Raw genomic sequence first — 17,682 nt, forward strand, 5'->3', positions numbered from 1 at the left:
TCCCAGGGCTCGCGCACTTTGGTTCACGCCGGAGACGCCCGGCCTCACGTCATGAGGTGAGGCCGAAGGGTTGCGGTATGGCTGGCGTCGCAGCTGCACATTGACCTCCGACCCGCCGAGGTTACGGGTTGGCATATGTGTAACCGGTCACGATGAGGATGTCTTTGACATTTGCGACGTCGGCAGCGGGTCTGGCGTTGATGACCCAGCCGGCCTCGGCAGGGTTCGAGGAAACACCGATACCAGCGGGGACTGCTTCCGCTCGCTGCGCGTATGGCTGCTTTGGTGAATAGGCGAAGTTCAGCGTCTTCGACGGCGAGTTCGGCGGTTGGATGGTCAGATCGAGCGACTTCTTCGCCGCAACTGGGTCATTTACGACAACTGCATAGTGCGTCCCAGTGATTGTTACGGTGCCGGGCCGCACGAGGAGCGGAAACCGCGACTTGTCGATGACGAACGTTTCGGTGTGTTCTGTGCCGGTCACTAATTTGTGCCACTCGTTTGGAAACTCGTGGCGCAGGCTGAACAGCCGGTGCATCGGTGCCGGTTCTTCGGCGACGGCATCGAGTAGAACGTCGAGTGCATCACGTGCACGAGCAGCTAGTCGCTGGTCGCGGCGGGCGGTGTATCTCATATGCAAGATCACATCTGTAATGGTGTCGTAGTCGAATTGCTTGTGCTTCGAGGGAAGCTCGATGCGCCACTTTGATATAGCGCCGGCGCCTTCGAACGGGAGGTACCGTTCGTCGCGGAAGTTGAGTTCGAACAAGCCGCTGTCGGATTGGGCGGTGCTGGTGGCGATGGCTTCGACAGCACGGTGATCGATGCGGTAGTTGGCGTCGTCTGGGTAGCTGCCAACCACTTGGCTGGTAGGTCGGACCTCACTGCCCAAAAGCGTTAGGGTCGCGCCAATGCCGGTAAAGGGTCCGACGACGCACGGGATCGATACGCTGACGTTCTTGATGAGGCGGCGGTAGTGACCCGCGAAGTCGAGGTCGAACAGCCATTCGGGCAGCGCAAATTCTGCCGAGCCACTTTCCTTGAGGTCGATGATCGCCATCGGCGCCACTTGGCTCAACGCGATGTGCTTGGTGATCTCGAATTCGCGTTCGTTGCGTTCGAGGGATGCCTGCTCCATCTGTTGAAGCTGTATATATAGTCGTTCGCCTGCCGTCAGGCCCTCGCGGGTGCTTTCCCAGGCGCCGAAACGGACGAACCCTGTCCCGTCAGTGCCGAACTGGTATTGGAAGCATCGCTCAGCGGATTTCGCTGCGTCGTAGGCAAGCCGGTAGCACTGGTAGTAGAGGCTGCTGACTTCGCCTTTGGCCCAGTCGAACAGGTCTTTGTTGGTGACCTTGGAGCGCAGATGTTCCTCGATCGCACGGGCATGCTCAAGGCGTGTTTCGTGGTTTTGCAGTTCGGCGGCGGCGATCGCTTTGCGAATGCGGGCAGCTGTTGCCTGCCGATCGATCTGGGTCTTCTCACGCGTCGCAAGGTCGCGTTGGAAGCGCCAGTCCTGTTCTCGCCGTTCGTGTCCGGCGCTGATCGTCGCACGGCTGGACTTGTATTGGTGTGACCCAGCAACGTAGCTATAGTTGCGAGCGAAGGCGCTCAGAGCAGCACCCAGGTTGGGGCCTCCAAAGCTCATTCCTCCTGATTTGGACGCCGGAGGGCTACTCCAGCCAATGCTGAAGGAGGGAATGATATTCGCCTCTTGTGCCGCAATTTCTATCAGGGCCGCGTCCTCTTGGAACGAGTTCCCGAGGTCCAGTTCGCTGATCTGACTACTCTCCGACGGGATCAATCCCTGGTCGAGCAGTTTGGTGTAGTAGTCGATGCGTTCCTGCGCGCCTTTCGACGTGTTCTCCAGCACGCGATAGGTTTCTTCCGCTTCGTCGATGTGCTGCTGTTGGACGCTGCGCATCTGGTTCAGCAAGCGAGTTTCCTGCTCCGCGCGCAGGGATTCCAGCGCTGCGTTGTCTCGCTTTTCCAGGATGGACAGCATTAGTGAGCCGAAGGATCGCAGCTCGGAACAGAGTCGCATTGCGCGCTCGATCATGAATGAGAATCGGTAGCGCGGGAGCGGGGCGTACAGGTCGTTGAGGACGCTGCCGATGTCGAGGCCCTGCGCGACCGCCTGAACGAAGAGGGCGGGGTCGATGGGTTGGTCCCACAGTGACAAGCTCCGGACGACGCCGTCGAGGTTCATGCAGTGCCGGATCTTGAACAACCGGTCCTCGACGATGTCCCAGTAGGCCGACAGTCGTTCGTTCGGTGGAATGCAAAAGTAGAAGGCCTGCGGCATTGTCGCAAGCGGCGCCGTCGACCCGGGGTTGAGTGACCCAAGATAGCTGAACGGCAGGGTGGTCTCCAGATCGACGAAGGTGTTCGACAACAAGTCGAGCCGTTTCCGCAGGGATGCGTAGGTCTCGGCTCGCGGCTGGCCCGGGGCGGGGATGTGCTGCGGCCGGGGGCCCAACTGATTGCCAACTGTGACATAGATTTGGGTTGCCTCGTTGATGGATTCCACGGTGTCGCGCCGGTAAAGCTTGTCGGCCCGGGCGATTTGGGCGTCGAGTGACGCCATGAACACCGACTTCATGTAGGCGACGTGTCGATTGCGCGCAATCAGGTGCGGGCGGAAGGGTTTTTCCATCCACTCGCGCACGGACGCGGCGATGCGCTGTTTCTTTTTCAACTCGGCTGGATCCGACCCCGTGTAGCTCAGCGACGCCACCATCTCGGCGATCGGTGTCACGTCCGCCGTACGGAACGGTAGGAACCCCCATACTGTCTTTGGGTCTACACCGTCACCCGCCGTCGCGTCATAGACGTATCGAATCCACCGCAGTGCATCGTCGTGCCGTCCCTCGCGGCTCAGGCTGGCTGCCACCCGCATCGGAACGTGGAAGAAGAGTTCCCAATTATATATCGAGTAAGCGGCACTGCGGCCGAAGTCGACGATCTCGGTTGGATACGGGTCGAGAACGCTGAACGGGTTCGGGTCGTACTCGCTCTCGAATTTCGTGAGTTTCTCGTCGTTCGACAATACCTGTGAGGGGACGGTCAACACCTTCGATACACCGCCACTGTCGATCGCGGCGCGGAAAGCGCAAGTGAAGGGGTGCCAATTGGTCACGAACGTGTAGCGCGGATCGATGTCGATCATTTGAATCGGCCCGGCGGTCGACGCGATGGCCTTACTCGACGCACCGCCCTTCGATGGTTTAAACACGGCGGCTGATTTCTGGCGCCCGAAGATAAACTTATCCGCTGCGGCAGCGGCCCACGGCCCCGGGCCTTCCTTGTCAACTAACTGCACACCGGAAGCATTTCGAGCGACCGTGGCAATTTCGTATTGTTTCTGGCCGATCGTGGCGTTCTTATCGGGGGCTACGTAGTACGTCCTCGATTTGATGTCGAACACGGAGATCCTTTGCTGCCACTCGACCAGGTACGCGCGTCGGCGGTCTTGGTAGCAGAAGATTTCGTGCGCGTTGAATCCCGGTTCTGCGCCGGCGTCGACTACTTCAAAGGAGGGGGTTGAGCGGAGGAGGGTTTGTTCGCCGGCATCGACCCGCAGATCCACGGTCTGGTTTCCCGCCACGACGCGTCGGAACGCCATGAATGAGTTCTTCGCGTCTACCGGCATTCTTAGATTGGTGCCAACGTCCGCGGAGGCCGCGTCGGCGTCGACCTGAGTGCCGCAACCAGCAAAGGTGAAGGCACCTATCTTGTCATGCGAGAATTCGCCCGAAGCCCCCTCCTTCTCATCGAAGGAATCCTGCTGGGACAACACTTCGGTTTCGCTGCTCAAGCCGCGCTCATCGTCGACCGTGACGGTGCGCCTTTTAATTTCTCGCTTCCGTTCCTTCCATTGGGGGTGGAATTGGCGATAGACACCGATGGTCAACCGGTCTTTGTTGAACTGTGCATCGATATAGTGCGTGAACGGCTCCGCCGTCGCGGTCAGGACGCCGCGGGTCTCCACGGATTCCTGTATCCATGAGAAACCGGTGCCAGTTTTAAACTCGTCGAAGAAACCAGGCTGCTCCTTGTGTATGGGCTCAACGAGAGACTCGGACGTCAATGCGGCGGTGCTGGTGTGTTTCGGCGACCAGCGACCGTTTTTGTATTCGGACCACGCGAGGGTGATGGCCCAATCGACTATGGCCTCGTGGTCGTCGAGCAGTGGCTGCCCTTGAGGGTCGGTCGGGTTACGCGATTCGGGCGCGGCTTGTTCCTCGAACAGTAACCAGAACAGGTAAAGCCGCCGGTTCCACAGCAGGGGAAGCAGATGCACGCCTGTGTGGGCGTCGCTGCCCACCGTGCCGACGTCGACAGGAACCTGCTCCCACGGCGTCCACACCCCGTCGGTCAGGGTCGAGGCGCCTCGTCGCTCGAGGCGACGGTAATAGTATTCGTAGGGCGGATTCGGCGTGCGGGCGAATACATGGAGAGCCTGGGACCGCGCGTCGGTCAACATGTTGCAGACGATCAAACCGGACACAGTGTGCAGTTTCTCCACATATCGCACGACTGCAGCTTCCACGTTCTCGTCAGTCAGTTCAGCTTGCAGAAGCTCGGATTCAAATTCCTTGAAGAAGGGGCTCTTATCGTCTCGTAGTTCGGGGACGATCCAGTTCTCCGGATACAGGAACACCTTTCGATTGGCTTCCCACACGCGGTAGACCTGCATCCACTCCCAGCGTTTGCGATCGATGACCTTCGGTTTTACCTGGGTCTCCAAGTTCATCAGGCAGCGCTGAATGAACAGTTGCACCGACGAGACGCCCTGCTTGATGCGGGATGTTTGCATGCACGAAGTCATCTCGACATCGATGAGGAAATACTCGAACAGTTGGTTCGAGGTCCGCACTCGAATCTCCATGATTTCGGGCATCGCGAGGATATAGCTGACGAGAGCGGCCCGGCGTCGATCTCGGAGGGTGTCATTGAGCGGTTTGGCATTGGCCTCCCAGTCGTCCTCGTTGTACTTTGCCCGGACGATATCCTTGCTGGCCTGCGCGAGTTGCTGACTCTGCTTTACCCGGCTGCCGCCGGTTCGGTCGGTCGCCGTCCAGCTGAACCAGACGGTTTCGGGACCAGTGGGTGTCTGATCGAATTCATGCGAGCACGCCCACGAGGCCAATTGTGCCGGCGCGGCTCCGGTCTGCCGGGCAAGCCTTCCGACGGCGGCGACCTTCTGCCAGGTCGCCGCTTGCGCGAGGTCGGGGGACGACGTGCTCCAGATACCCTCTGCGACATCGAATTGTGCGACGGTCATTACCTCGAGGATGCTGGTCACCGTCTGCGGTGGCCAGCCCGCCATCGCCTCGAACCGCTCGGCCGCCTCTTCCAGAGTCGGCTCTGTAAGCACATCGACGAGCGACCAGGTGGAGGTGTCCAACGAATCACGCAGAGCGACATAGCTATCGAGCGTCAGCCAGTTCGCGAACAGTACTTGCGCCGCGGCGTCTGTTGGTGAAGCTGACATGGCAATCGAATCCAGGTCGAGAAGGCCCTGGCCTGCGAGCATGCGGATCTCGGTGGCCGAAAGGCGGAACGGTGCAAGGAACTGTCCCACCTTGTGCAACCGTTCGATGCGCTCCAACAACGTCGCGAGGCGGGCATCGGTGTAAAGCGCCGACATTGGTATCGCTGCAGGCGTCAATGACGGACCGCGCCAACCGAGTTCGATCACCGCCTCGCCTGTGCGGTCGTAGTAGTCCATCCGAACCGGGACGAATCGGCCGCCCTCGATGCGGATGGCCGCCGCGAATGGTGTGGCCGGCTGGTCGCGCCATTCGTCGAGAAGGATCTCGCCGTCGACAACCAGCTTCACTCCGTCATCGACGAGTACGTCGAAGGTGATATCGCCCGACACCGGAACGCGGACGTAGCCGGTCCATCGTGCGCTGAAGTCATCGGCCGGCACGGCTGCGCCGGGCGCGGTCGCCCCGTCCCACCGGAATACCACCTGTGGATCGGTGCGGACAAGAACCGGAGGTCCGGTCACGTCGGCGGAGGCAAAGTAGCTCGCGGTCAGGCCATCACCGGCGACGTCGAGGTAGTCGTCGAGTGCGGTTTCCTTGCCCGCCAGAGATTTCATGATGGTCGGGGTGTCGAGTAACAGGCTGACAACTTCGGCGTCCAGCCCGGTAGCAATGCTGACCGTCTGCTTGACGAGGCTACGGCTGAGAAGGTTCCTCACGCGGCGCAGAATGTCGGCCGACTTCGTCTGTACCGCGACGACATCTTGTTCGCCCTTGTCGGTCAACGATGACGTTGTGAGCAGCAGTGCCACACCATCGGCGGGTGGGAGGATCGGTTTCAGAGCTCGGGCGATGAACGCGCGGGGCTGTTGGTAAAGCAGCTCAACGGCGGCGATGAAGGCCGGCTGGACGCCGGCGGGAATCCCGGTGGCGCCGAGCAGCGATGCATGTTCGGTGTCGGTCATCGCCCCTGTGAAGCGAAGCTGTTTCTTCGCGGCGTCGTAGCGGACCTTGGCGGCAACGACCGCCGAGAATGTTGCGCCGGTGGGCAGCCCGGCAAGGGGTGCGTCATAGGCGTCGGCACCGTAGATCATCCGCGCGACTGCCGTCGCGTCCTCGGTGCCGAGCAGGCCGGTCAGCTGGCCAGCCAACCGATCGCCCGTCGGATCCGCTGCAATCGTTGTCTCGCGTTCGATCGTGTCCAAACCGCTGATCAGGTCGGCCAGCTTCCGAGCAAGCACGTCTCGGCTCGGCGCTGCGCTGTTCGGGGGGTCCGGGTGGCGCAACAGATAGTCGAGCACTGCAGGTTTGACACCTCGGCGTTTGATCCTAGCGGCCACATCGGTGAGGCGGAGCATGGGACCGGGCACCATCGCCGTCGGCTGCACAAATGGATTGATACCGGTGAGGTGTAGCAGTGTGGTGAAGTCAGGGATGGCGAGATGCAGTCCGCGGGCGAGGATCGCGTGGCGGTAGATAACCGACAGGATGTGAAGTGACAGTCGGCCGGCGACGCCTGTGGGGTCATCCAGGTCGAGTTCCTTGCGGAGGTGGGTGAGGTCCTCGGCGGTGATGCGGAACGCGGCGAGAAGCGTCGCCACGTGTTCCGACAGCGTGAGCGGCGTACCACTGGTGACGACGGCGAGTTCGGTGCGTTCGTTATCCAGCTCGAGTGCTGGGTTCACGAGTTCGGCAGCACGGTTGCGGAACAGCCGGTCGTAGAGTGATTTCTCACCAAGCGAGGGAATGGGGAGCCAGCAGGCGACCAACTCGGGGATGGACAGGCGCGTCGCGTCACGGAGTTGGGTGAGGTTCGCCAGGAGCACCATCGCCTCGAAATTCAAGTTTGGGCTGAAGTGTGAGGGGTCGAGCGCGACGTCGAGGTCGGCGAGCGCCCACCCCAAAGAACGCCGGAGACGGATGAATCCGAACAGCCGGATGACCTCCTGAATCGATAGCAGGGTGCCGTCCAAGTGCATCAATGTTGTGCGATCAAGGTCGCAGGGCGAGTCGACGGGAGCGCTGAGGACCACCACCTTCAGGTGGTTCTGCACCCAGGTGGTGAACTCGTCGACATCTCGTCCAGCGTTGGCCAGGGCCTTGCTCATTGATGCGGGCAGAGGCGGGAATCCGGCACGGATCCAGGCCCGCACTTCTGCGTCGGGAACACCGGATCGAGCGAAGTACTCGGGGCCGTCGGTAGCTTGGAGTTGCGGATTGAGAAAGCGGGTTCGCACGATCGCAACTAGTTCGTCGTAGCTCAGTCCGCTGCGTTCCAAGAAGAATGGGACATGACCGAGAAGGACTGACAGCGAGGGCATTCCGTCAGCCTCGAGGGCACCCCAGAAAGCGTCGTCGACCTTTCCGTCCTCGGGCAGCCCCCATACTTTTCGGGCTTGGTTGACGGCGACTTCGGTGACACTATCGAAGATGCCATGGACCTTGGGTGCGGGTGACGCGCCGAGTAGGAACAGTAGATTCTGGACCGCTCTGATGGATGGGTCGCGTCGATCTGGGTTGGCGTCGTTCCTGACGAGCTCCGGTCTGACATGGTTGAACAGGGTGGCAGGATTGTCGGCTGCGGTATTTTTCTCCGACAAGCCGAAGAACTCCGAGTCCGACGATAGGAGCATCGATGAACTGCCATCCATCAGAGACCCGGTCAGCAGCTCGAATTCCTCTGGCGAAAGGCGCAGGATCTCAGTTGCTTTCGCCATGAGGGGAATCAGGCCGTCGCGGTTTTCGACGACCGCCATGATCTCGGCGCGGCTTGTTCCGAGGTGCTCGAGATAGGCGCGGGCAGTTTCGAGCGGCGTGTTCACCGGAAGTGCGAGTGGAAACCCTGCTACCTGGAGCGCGGCTGTGGCCTGTTCGGCGAACGTTGCCGAGTCGGCTGTCAGGTGGATCGGATTGACCGCGAGTTCCTCGACGGACGGAGTCGCGGGCATGTGGTCGGGTGGCAGCGGAGGGGTGTTGAACGCGACCGGAAATCGGTTGGCGACATAGCTTTCCAGTATTTCGTTGACCAGATCGACGTAGGGAATCAGAGTGTTGGTGTTGTCGCAGGTGAGTTCGATTTGCGCCAGATCGGGTCGACGATCGAACAGTACTTCAACGGGATTGGCGGCACTGGGAATGGTTTTGTCGAGCATGTGGAGTAGGTCCACGAAATACGCCGCCGGACTATAGAAGGAGCGGCAACCGTCGCAGCAGCACAGGTCCAGGTTGCTGAACAGCGACTCCATCGGGATGATGTCGCGCAGCGGCGGTCCTTCCTTCTCCTTGGCTTGGTGGGCCGACCGCGTCGTCATCGTTCCGGGAATGTCGAGTTCCTGCGAGGCCGCGGACAGTATGTACTGCATGGAGCCGTTGATTTCCGCGGCCCGCGAGTAAGCGATGCGGGCTGCTTCCTCGCCGCCAATCCGGGGTCCGTATTCGGCGAGGAAATGGTCGAGCGAATGTTCGGCGATACGGCTGGCGGCGTCGAGACCATTCTCGAGTAGCATCGCCGCCTGCCCGGACGATGTGCTGAGCTGGAAGGTGCGTTGCAGCCGCCGCAGCTGCTTATCGAGCAGTTCGCGTTGTGCGTCATCGAGTCCCGCGTGGATTCGGTCACCGTGCTCGTCCAGATATCTGGCCACCGGGGTGAACCGGAAGTCGAAGTCTTGGGCCGGATCCGGGTGAGTCGTCTCGGTGTCGAAGAAGCGTGCGAGTAGGTCCGCGGCGGCGCGAAGGTCGCGGTCGTTGGTTGTTCTGATGGTGCGGGCCATGACCAGGGTGGGTTGGGCCACCTCGAGTTGGCCCAGGATGCTGTCGACCGTGTTCGCGATCTGTTGCGAGCGCTGTTTGTGTTCGTCTGGTTCGGCGTCGTCGTAGACGGCGTCAGGGTGCGGGCCGGATCGTGCGACTAGCGCTGTCCACTCGTCGGGGTCGAGGCGGGCAAGCTCGCGTATGTCGGCGTAGCCGCTGTCATGCAGAGCGGTAAGCAACGGCAGGTGGTAGGAGGTGAGGTCGGCGATCTGAAGCGCTGATTGGGCGCGGGCGACCTGTCGGGTTGACCAGCCGAGCCGTTCGGGAACTGCGGCCCAGAATTCCGCGGTGGTTCCGGAGTGGGTCGCGTACAGATGAAGCAGGTCCCCGCGTTCCTCGGCCGAGCAGCCTGCGACTGCGAGCACGTCGGCTTCGGTGGCGCGGCCGCCGCGACCCGGCTGCGTCGCGGCGGCAGTCCAGAGGCTTTGCAGCCGCCTGTGGTGGGCCGTGAGATCGCCGTCGATGATGTGGAGCGCCAACGATTCCTCAAGTTTTGGCTGCGTCATCGGATTGTGTTGCTGAAGTGCGGCCAGCTCGGCAGTCAGTGGCGGCACCGTGGTGGGGGGCCCATCGCGCAGCAGCCCATAGAACGTTTCCGCCAATGCCGCAGGTTCACCGTCTGCACTGTGTGCCAGTCGCCAGGACTGCGCGAGGGTGTCGATCAGTTCCTTCGGGTGTCCCGTTTCGCGCGCGGCGAATGAGATGTCACGATGGCGTTCTTCGTCGAGTTGGTCGGGGGTCCCGCCCGGTGGGCGGAGCTGTGCCAGTGCGCCCATCAGGGTCGCGTATTCACTCCGACCGTCGCGGTCGGGAGTTTGGACGACAATGCGAACGGACTCGACGCGGTTGGCCGGAATCCCGAGCGCGGGATCTTCGACGAGCTGTTCTGCTTCGGCACCGCCGGTGTATATGCGTCGATAGAGTGCCATGATCTCGAGGACGTCGCCGCGATCGGATTCGACTTCGAAGACGAGGTCAGCGTTTGGTGAGGCGACGCCTTCGAGCGGCAGAACATGGCGCTGGGTGTAGCGGACTTCGGGGAAGGTGCCGTCGTGGCCAGTAGGGCGTGGCCGATCGTCCCCGTCCAGCGGTGTGCGCGTGTCGCCGAGCTCGCGGTCAAAGACGCGTACTCGTACGCCTGCTGCAAGCTGTCCGTTGGCGTATTCGACATGCCCGCGAACCAGGTAAGTGCCTGCGGGGGGGGCGTCGTCGAAGACGTCCACGTCGCGAAGCGGGCCAATGTGCTCGTCTTGTCTGAATAGTGGCGCGCCGCGGGCGAGCGGCGTCTGGTTCTCCTTCGTCACTTGGCCAGTGACTGCGTGCTGCACGACTCTTCCGGCTCTATCGAGTCCCTGCACGACGGACGCAGCTGCGCCGCCCAAGGCGCTAGCGGAGAGGACGGTCGCGGTGGCTTCATCTAGGTGGCCCGTGACCTCCACCTGGTTGCAACTCTGGCACTCGGCGACCGCCGCCCGGGTGGCTGGACCAAAGAATCGTCGTTCGACTTCCGTCGCAGGCACCTCAAATCCACTCCGGGTGAGGCTCTCGTGAAGGCGGGCAACTTCGTCGCCGAAGTCACCGACAGTCAGCTTTGGACCGGCCACCCTGGCACCCCCGCTCTATAGTTGCAACCCGATACCGCCAAGGCGGCTGCTTACGGCTTCTTCTGTTGCGCAGGAGGAGGCGTCGGGCTCAATTTCAGCAATACGAATGCGCGCGGATCGCGAGCAACGAATTGCACGCGCTCAACGACACGGAGGAAGTAATTCGCACCATCCTTTCTGACAAATTCCGCCTGTGCCTCGCGGCCGACGTAAAGTGTGGTCGGATCACCCCCCAGCGCAACCAGTAAGCCCAGCCCCGCCTTCCCGTTTGCTGCCGCATCATTGAGAACCGCCGCTGGCAGGGTTCCCGTTCCGTAGAAGCCTCCTTCGACCAGCGGGCGGATTCGCTCTCCTGTGGTGACCAGGCTTGCGTCGCTGGGCGGCACGAACGTGTCCGCGTAGGCGTCGATCGGCAGAAATAGGGCGTACTTCGGCGCCTGCGCCTTGTTTGCGCTTAACTTACTGATGCCTGAAGCGACGGCCGAGAAGAGATTCTCGCCCCAAATGGGCGGCTGATCCCGTCTCTGTTCCACGAGGATCGGGACGCTAACCTTGCTTGCGTCAGCGTCACTCGTATCACTCGCGCCGTCGTCCATTTTTGTCGGATCCGCCGCGCCCAGCAGTCCCTTGGCCGCCGATGTTTTCCCGGTGGCCTTCACGCCTCCCGGCAGAGCGCCGTCGTCACCTTGAAACAGAATCGTATCCTCCGCCAAGGCGATGGCCTTCGCCGCCATGCGGGCCAGTGTCTTGGCGGTCTTGATTTGGGGCTCCTTCGAGACCTGCGCGGCAGTCAGCGCAAATTCCTGAAAGATCTCAACAAACGGCTTCGTCTGGCCTTCCTCGATGCTGAAGCCGTTCTCGCTGAACTTGATTACGTCGTTGGGAATCTCCGTTGGGTTCGTGTCGAAAACCGTGGTAGGGAATACTTTCTGAGCAACCCTGACCTTTCCGACTTCCATCACAACGGCGTCGTTGATCTCCTTCCACTCCGACTCGTCCCAGTTCACATCAGCCGAGTTGTTGGGCATCTCTTCTCCTTGTCGAAGTAGTCGCCGTCAGGCAGCGAATCGGTTTGCAGCCCTGCGGATTGCTGTGATCAGCGCGTCAGGGCTGGTCTCGACAATCAGCGTGAGCTGCGCACGTAGTTGCAGGATCACGCCCTGGTGGCTATTTGCAACAACTTCTGTTCGGCAGTGCTTGTCCGCCAATGTGACTCCTTGCTCATCGATACTCGACACGACGATCTACATGTGGCGTTCAACCTTCTCGACGAGTAAGTCGATTAGCTTTCCGGTGGCGTTCACCCTGCATGATTTCCGTTCCAAACGGATCACCACCGCATGTTGTTGCGTTCAACCACTAACTGCCGCCCACTACGGCCCAAGACGCTCGGATGAGGTTCGTGAAGACTTGCGGGCACGGACACTCATCAACGCCAACCCCACAGTCCGTCGCGCTCCCAATTTAGTGTTGAAGTAATTGTCGCTGGGAACATTGTCTAGTGCTGGAGTAGTCGACTACTCCAATTCACGACCGATCCGGACGGGGTCAACTTGCGTACCCGAACGCGGGCAGGCGCCACAACATGCACGCTTCACTGTCACGCCTGCAGCGATGGAACGCACCCGCCGCGTCAACTGATGTGGGTGCAGTCCCCATCATCGAGCAGCCCCCACATTGGAGGCGGCACAAAACCTGGGGTGATTCACTCTTGGCAGATTGGGTCGATCGTCGTGGCAACGATGGGTCTGTTCGTCATCGGATATGTCTGGAGGGTTCACTTCAGACAAACACGCCTTGGTTACCCGATCCCAGACACCCGCGGGTGATTTCGGCAAACATCAACTGTGGTTCAGTTGGATCTCGGTCTTAGTCTATGCCGTCATGATTGCCATGGGGATCGTTGGCATTGCGGTCGGGGCGTTATGGCCGCTCTACGTTGTGGCGGCGCTGTGTATCTGGTTGCTGATCTCGGGTGTCTGGGAAGCATGGCATCACTTCAAGTAGCCTAGGTCCCTCGTGCCCGTGGTCAGCACCCGGTTGGGTGCAGTACGGAATCATGTGTGGCTCTCGGAGCATGTCTCGCACACGGCGTCCAAAGGCACAGCAACCCGCGATGATCGCATCCGTCGACGATAGGTAGGGCCCATTTCGCCGATGCATTCGTGGATGGTGTCGTCACCTTCTGTGACTACTGTCGCAGACACTTCGACGTATAGAACCTGTCGGTGCGGGCGGAACTATTGCAACGCTGGTGGGCCGGATCCATCGCGACATTCCCTTCTAGGGCCTTCTTGCAAATGGCCGTTAGCCATTCGCGCTGACCCTGCACGATCGGGAGCAGACAAACCGTTCTGATTGCACCAGATCCGCAGTGTGTTGGGATGGATTCCGAGGTGTCGCGAGGCGGTGATAATGGCCGTCCACCGGGAGGTGCTCTCGGTCCTGAGGTGGAAACGGACACGGTTGACACCTGCGGTTCGGACTGCTTCGGTGACTGTTCGATTTTCAGAAGTCATTGGCCCACTGGCTTTTTCAATGCCGGGAGATCGCTCGTCGGCTCGACGTCGATCGTCACGGCAGTATTGAGGCCGGTTACGGAGGAATCGACGCGTTCAGGCCGTTGGTTTCGCGATCGTCCGGCGGCTTGCGGACTGCATTTGGGACAGAAGGCTGCCGCTTCCGACCCGTCGGTCTGTTGAACCATGATTGTCCGTGAGCGGTCGTCCTCGCATTCGCCACACCAGGGCAGCAGCGGTTGGCCAACGATGTGCCGATCACTCGGCGGCCCAGCAAGATCCGCGAGACGTGCGGCGAGCACCTGCACGGGGTAGCGCACGCCGTTGGGGTTTCGTGCCAGGTGCTCGACCAGCGCTTTGATGGTCCATCCGCTGGCGAGCGCGGCGAAGATGGCCGGTGAGAGTCGTCGGCGGTCGGCTCGTCCGACCGTCCACGGTGCGGGGAGTGCGTCGAAGACTCGGTCCGCGTCGTCGAGGGGTCGTGGTTCGGATGGGGGTTCTGTTGGTGGGTTCAAGGGGTCCTGCTCTGGGTCTCTCGGGGGGTGTCGTTCTGACACGCCCCCGGTCTGTCTGCGGAACGGGGGCCGTCCCACCTCGGGACGGGGGAGTGTCATTTCGGGACCGGGGTCGGAATCGGCTTGTGGGGCGTCGGGGTGGTTGAGGTAGTAGCGGCTTGATCGTTGGGCTCCTGAGGTGTGGAACTGGGCGCGGCGGGTGAGGTAGCCGTCGGTTTCGAGGGTGTTCAGGGCGCGGAGGACTGTGCTTCTGCCGGCGCCTGATTCGGCCATCAAGGTTCTGATGGACGGGTAGCAGGAGAAGTGTTCGTCGGCTTTGTTGGCCAGGAGGATCAGGATCAGTTTGAGGACTGGGGAACCCACGTGGGCGCCGGTGGCCCAGTCGACGGCTTTCCAGCTCATGGCGGTGGGTCACACGCGAGTGGATTCGAGCCACTCGAGGACGTCGACGCGGGTCCATCGGCGGTGGCGGTCGCTCAGGCGCAGGTGGTGCGGTCCGGGGGCGTTGATGCCTCGTTCGCGTTTGGCGGCCCAGTCGTGGAGGGTCGAGACCGGGATGCCGGTGAGGTCGCGGACCTCGTTGGCGGTGAGCATGTCTCGGTCGCTATCGGTGTTGCGCATGGCTGTTTCCTTCGTTGGTGGGCTTGTCGGTGGGGAGTTCGCGAAGCTGGGTGGTCGTGAGGTTGGCTTTCGTCGGTGTGGCTGCTTTGGCGAGCATGCGACCGACGGTTTTGTGGTGCACGCCGAGGTGGAGACCGATGCGCCGGTTGGACCAGCCGGCGTCTTTGAGCGTCACTGCGAGGTCCGGCGCGACAGGGCCCGTTGGGACATCGTCGTTGTTGGTCGCCACAGTTGGCGCTGGTGAGGTTTGCATGGCGCTGGCTTTGTCACCGGTCTCTGGATCACTGTCGGCGCGCGTCAGTTTCATTGGTGCGGTGGCTTCTTTGGCGCCGTCATGTGGTGCAGCGTGGGTACTGGCCAGAAGTGACAGTCCGTGTGTCGCTGCAAGCAGACTCACTGGCGCAACGGTGGCGACTGCGGTGCCGATCAGTGGCGCCAGTGTCCGGGCGGTGGATACCGCTGCGTGCAGGGCGTTTCCGGCCACGGACACCGACGCAGCGATCGTCAACACCGACCAAAAGAATCGGCGGGCGGACTGTGCGCCAGTGCGTGGCGCGAGCGCTACAACGCTGATCGTGGATTGGAGGATGGCGCCGTCCACGATGACGGGCCAGATCCATGCGAGTTCTTGAGGTTGGCCGGCCTGCACGGCGAGATCCTCGAGCGCGGCGAACGAGAGGACGAATGCGCCGCTGGCGATAGCTACGACAATGCCCTCGCCGAGACGATCAACGGCCTCTACAAGACTGAATTGATCAAGCCGCAGGGGCCCCCTGGCGAACCGTCGAGCACGTGGAAATCGCCACGTTGGAGTGGGTGGACTGGTTCAACCACCGCAGGTTGTACGAGTACTGCGGGGATATCCCTCCGGCCGAACTCGAAGCGCTCCACTACGGTGAACACAGAACTCAGCCGATCGCGGAGTTCTCAAACTAGAAAGTCTCCGGACTCGCCGGGGTGATTCACAGAATGAAGTACTCGAGCTTGGGCTTGCCAAGCGCCACCTCGACGATGTGCGACGAACTGTATGAAGTGGCTGCAGCGGCAGCTTGTGAGGCGCGGCACGGTGCCGCTATGAACTTACGATGGGGTGTGTGATCGGGCAGCCGCGAAGGTGGCTTTGACCGATGCCCACATCGCCAGATTGGTAGCCGTTGTGGCCGCCCGGTGGTGCGCTCATCGATGCTGCCGACGACTTGGGCGTGACACCGCGAGCGTAGACTGTATGAAGTTGGACGAGAGGAGATTTGGTGAGTTTGTACTCTCTGATCGGGATGTCTCCCGAGCAGCGCACCCGCCGGTCTGAGATTGCTGGTCTGTCGAAGTTGTATGACAGTCGGGTAAAGCAGGCTGAGCAGGAGTTGGCCGAGGTTTACGCGCAGGTTGTCGAGGCCCGCGATGACCCCGACCCTTCGGTTCGGTATTGGCCGCTGTGCGTGAAGGGTGAAGCGCTCCTGGCTGATCTGCAGCACTGCCAGGAGGCCCAGAACAACGTCAGGGTCGAGAAAGCCAACTTGTGACGCCCGGGCACACGAAAGGCCCCGAGCTTCCGGTTCGTCTACGTGACGACCAGGAACTCGGGGCCTTTCGCTTATCTAGTCTCGGGCGAGCTGGGACTCTTTGTACATCTGCTGCGCTTGGTGGGGGCACGGCCTTGACCGCGAGAGTGTTCAGCGCGGCCAACGCGGCATTCGCCGCCGGCGTCGACGACACCGTCACGACCGGAGAGGCCGTCGGCAGAGAAGCCTCTGCTGCAACCGTCGCCGTGGCCACGGTGGAGGTCTCGGCGACCTTGGCCGGGCTTTTCCTCATCCGCAGGGCTACACGCGACCAGACCCGCCGTCACCACGAACAGGGCGGCGACGCCTGCGATCGACCACGGCCGGCGAGGGGGCCTGGACGGTGAGGATGAGGACAACACTGAGACACGCTCAGACACGAATGAAGATCTTTCGGGAAACTAACGAGATTGCACAGCTACCAACACGTTTGACCGAACGTTTCAGAGCGCTAACTAGATATAGCAACCGCACCGGACAGTGTTACCGTCCACCCGCAGCAACCTCGCCGGCACCTACGAGACGGCGGGGCACCTGGACGAGGCGATCGCGCTCTACGAACGCACGGACGACTAGCTGGTCTACTAGTGAATCTGTCCGGGGCGGTCCGGGTGCCGCAACGGGAACCCGTATCGGCACGTCCCGAAAGCCGACCCATGACCGAAACGAACTGAGCTGCACACGGTCCCGCTAGTCCCATCCGGTGAAGGATCCCGAATCGGGGAGACGGACGGGACAGCGGTTGATCGGCTCAGGATAGTTATGCGCTGTTTCGGGTTGTCTCTCAATCGTTCGTTGCCGAGACAGTGGCAGGTGAGACACGGTGAAGGCCCTGGGGAAATCTGCAGCCAGCCCTCGTCGACGCTCGGAATCCAACCGCGACAAGTCCTGCTGGCCGAGCGGCAGATGCTACATCGCCTCGGACCCGCCGCAGGTGGGGCAGTAGATCTGGCTGAGGGTGCAGTCATTGCCACACGAGCTCCAGTCACGGCATCGGGGGCATTCCTCGGCGTTGTGCTCGGTCGCGGCAGGGGCCCAGCACGTGTTGCAGCGCCAGAAGCCATCACTTCGCTGGCGAGCACGGTCCATGTCGTTCCAACGGAAGTGAAAGCCGCCTTTCACCGAGTACCCACCATCGACGGTTTTCACCGTGTCTGGATGGAGGATCCGCGAGTCGTAGTCAGATGTCATCTGGTCTACGTGGGCTCGTTGCTCACGGTGCTTGATAAATGCGTACTCCACATCGGTCTCATCGACCGTCCATCGCCGTCCCCGCTTGATTGCGGCGATGCGGTGATTGCCTAGCCGGACGGTTCCGTCGCGGGCAGCACATCGCCGATACCAGTCGTAGGCGTTGCCTGGAGCGCCCGGCTCACGCTTGAAGCGATTTACGGCGTCGGAGAGAGATATGTGCACGATGCGACCGTACTGCTGGGTCCAGCTCATTTTCGCGTCTTGTCAATGATGTACGCGCATCGCACTCTCCTGAGTTTCGCTGCAAGACATTCCTCTGCACCCGATCACAGTGCCTCAGATTCGTCCGTTTCTGAGGCACCACC

General features: G+C 61.5%; 11 protein-coding genes and 1 pseudogene. 5 read left to right on the plus strand and 7 right to left on the minus strand.

From position 1 onward, the window contains the following. Window positions 1-121 precede the first annotated feature (121 nt). On the minus strand, window positions 122-10,825 hold the full coding sequence (locus AC1TQG_RS25995) for a Tc toxin subunit A-related protein (protein ID WP_482141935.1): 10,704 nt from the start codon (window positions 10,823-10,825) through the stop codon (window positions 122-124). On the opposite strand from AC1TQG_RS25995, the gene AC1TQG_RS26000 reads away from it, so the two are divergent. After that, on the plus strand, window positions 10,727-10,930 hold the full coding sequence (locus AC1TQG_RS26000) for a hypothetical protein (protein ID WP_482141951.1): 204 nt from the start codon (window positions 10,727-10,729) through the stop codon (window positions 10,928-10,930). The genes AC1TQG_RS25995 and AC1TQG_RS26000 overlap by 99 nt on opposite strands. A 29-nt stretch (window positions 10,931-10,959) precedes the next feature. Here AC1TQG_RS26000 and AC1TQG_RS26005 read toward each other — a convergent pair whose 3' ends face one another. Together AC1TQG_RS26005 and AC1TQG_RS26010 are read right to left on the minus strand one after the other, a co-directional pair. Next, entirely contained in the window at window positions 10,960-11,937 is a 978-nt protein-coding gene (locus AC1TQG_RS26005; protein ID WP_482141759.1) for an encapsulin, read from the minus strand. Window positions 11,938-11,964: 27 nt separating this feature from the next. Next, entirely contained in the window at window positions 11,965-12,117 is a 153-nt protein-coding gene (locus tag AC1TQG_RS26010; RefSeq protein ID WP_482141761.1) for a hypothetical protein, read from the minus strand. Between the two features lie 676 nt (window positions 12,118-12,793). Here AC1TQG_RS26010 and AC1TQG_RS26015 point away from each other — a divergent pair. Next, window positions 12,794-12,916: a hypothetical protein gene (locus AC1TQG_RS26015; RefSeq protein ID WP_482141763.1), complete on the plus strand. Its 123-nt coding sequence runs from the start codon at window positions 12,794-12,796 to the stop codon at window positions 12,914-12,916. Window positions 12,917-13,424: 508 nt separating this feature from the next. On the opposite strand, the gene AC1TQG_RS26020 is transcribed toward AC1TQG_RS26015, so the two are convergent. From AC1TQG_RS26020 to AC1TQG_RS26030, 3 genes are read right to left on the minus strand one after another with little or no spacing between them, the layout of a single operon-like run. Beyond that, a complete protein-coding gene (locus AC1TQG_RS26020; RefSeq protein WP_482141765.1) occupies window positions 13,425-14,345 on the minus strand; it encodes a helix-turn-helix domain-containing protein in 921 nt (306 codons plus the stop codon). Window positions 14,346-14,354: 9 nt separating this feature from the next. Next, the gene (locus AC1TQG_RS26025; protein ID WP_482141767.1) at window positions 14,355-14,564 is read right to left on the minus strand and encodes a helix-turn-helix transcriptional regulator; all 210 of its coding nucleotides are present in this window, start codon (window positions 14,562-14,564) and stop codon (window positions 14,355-14,357) included. Further along, on the minus strand, window positions 14,548-15,330 hold the full coding sequence (locus AC1TQG_RS26030; RefSeq protein WP_482141936.1) for a DUF2637 domain-containing protein: 783 nt from the start codon (window positions 15,328-15,330) through the stop codon (window positions 14,548-14,550). Before AC1TQG_RS26030 ends, AC1TQG_RS26025 begins: the two co-directional genes overlap by 17 nt. On the opposite strand from AC1TQG_RS26030, the pseudogene AC1TQG_RS26035 reads away from it, so the two are divergent. The 3 genes and pseudogenes from AC1TQG_RS26035 to AC1TQG_RS26045 all read left to right on the plus strand — a co-directional run. Next, window positions 15,220-15,500, plus strand: a pseudogene (locus tag AC1TQG_RS26035) (integrase core domain-containing protein); the annotation flags it as partial. The gene AC1TQG_RS26030 and the pseudogene AC1TQG_RS26035 sit on opposite strands and share 111 nt — an antisense overlap. Window positions 15,501-15,814: 314 nt before the next feature. Further along, window positions 15,815-16,084 carry a hypothetical protein gene (locus tag AC1TQG_RS26040; RefSeq protein ID WP_482141769.1) on the plus strand — a complete coding sequence of 90 codons (270 nt, stop codon included), beginning with the start codon at window positions 15,815-15,817 and terminating at the stop codon, window positions 16,082-16,084. A gap of 134 nt (window positions 16,085-16,218) precedes the next feature. Then, entirely contained in the window at window positions 16,219-16,470 is a 252-nt protein-coding gene (locus AC1TQG_RS26045; protein WP_482141771.1) for a hypothetical protein, read from the plus strand. Window positions 16,471-17,032: 562 nt separating this feature from the next. Here AC1TQG_RS26045 and AC1TQG_RS26050 read toward each other — a convergent pair. Next, window positions 17,033-17,539, minus strand: a complete 507-nt coding sequence (locus AC1TQG_RS26050; RefSeq protein ID WP_482141773.1) for a hypothetical protein — start codon at window positions 17,537-17,539, stop codon at window positions 17,033-17,035. Between the last annotated feature and the right edge of the window lie 143 nt (window positions 17,540-17,682).

The sequence above is a fragment of the Williamsia sp. Y844 genome (genome assembly GCF_056786475.1).

Excerpts from the sequence above, each read along its gene's own strand:
- AC1TQG_RS26005 (WP_482141759.1), bottom strand. The coding sequence starts at position 11,937 with ATGCCCAACAACTCGGCTGATGTGAACTGGGACGAGTCGGAGTGGAAG.
- AC1TQG_RS26015 (WP_482141763.1), top strand. The coding sequence starts at position 12,794 with ATGATTGCCATGGGGATCGTTGGCATTGCGGTCGGGGCGTTATGGCCG.
- AC1TQG_RS26020 (WP_482141765.1), bottom strand. The coding sequence starts at position 14,345 with ATGAGCTGGAAAGCCGTCGACTGGGCCACCGGCGCCCACGTGGGTTCC.
- AC1TQG_RS26025 (WP_482141767.1), bottom strand. The coding sequence starts at position 14,564 with ATGCGCAACACCGATAGCGACCGAGACATGCTCACCGCCAACGAGGTC.